1 protein-coding gene is annotated in these 832 nt (G+C 65.6%); it reads right to left on the bottom strand.

Features of this window, described 5'->3' with window-relative positions; genetic code table 11:
• Positions 1 to 832: 2-oxo acid dehydrogenase subunit E2 (locus AO692_RS02910; protein WP_200911700.1), on the bottom strand; the 832-nt coding region annotated here is incomplete at both ends.

Raw genomic sequence — 832 nt, 5'->3', positions numbered from 1 at the left:
ACCGCGCGCTCCTCGCCTGCACCCACTGCCAGGATCGTCGCATGCGGCGGGTTGATGACGGCGGCGAAGTCCTTGATGCCGAACATGCCAAGGTTCGACACCGCCGTGGTGCCGCCCTGATACTCTTCCGGCTTCAGCTTGCGATCGCGGGCGCGCTTGGCGAGGTCCTTCATCTCGTTGGAGATCACCGACAGCGTCTTCTGGTCGGCCTTCCTCACGATCGGCGTGATCAGCCCGCCCGGGATCGATACCGCCACCCCGACATCGGCGTGCTTGTGCTTGACCATGGCCGTTTCCGTCCACGACGCATTGGCATCCGGCACGGCGACCAGTGCCTGGGCCATCGCCTTGATGATCATGTCGTTGACCGAGAGCTTGTAGGCTGGGACATCGCCCTTTTCGGTCTTCTTCATCGGCGCAGCGGCATTGAGCTCGGAGCGCAGCTTCAAAAGTGCGTCCAGCTCGCAATCCAAGGTCAGGTAGAAATGCGGGATGGTCGACTTTGCCTCGACCAGACGCCGGGCGATGGTCTTGCGCATATTGTCGTGCGGAACAAGGTCGTAGGAGCCCTCTTCGAACAGTTTGAGCACCGCCTCGTCCGACATCGGCTTGGCAGCAGGTGCAGCAGCCGGAGCAGCGGCAGGCGCCGCAGTTGGAGCAGCCTTCGCCACGCCACCACCGGCAATCGCCGCCTCGACATCCGCCTTCACCACACGCCCATGCGGGCCGGAACCGGTGATGCCGGCCAGGTCGAGCCCCCCTTCCCGCGCCAGGCGGCGCGCCAATGGCGTGGCGCGGACCGCGCCTGCCGGCGCAGGCGTCTCCTGCACGG

The organism is Mesorhizobium sp. 1M-11, assembly GCF_001303895.1.
Classification (GTDB): Bacteria; Pseudomonadota; Alphaproteobacteria; order Rhizobiales; family Rhizobiaceae; genus Mesorhizobium.
This window is presented reverse-complemented; position numbering and strand designations above follow the sequence as displayed.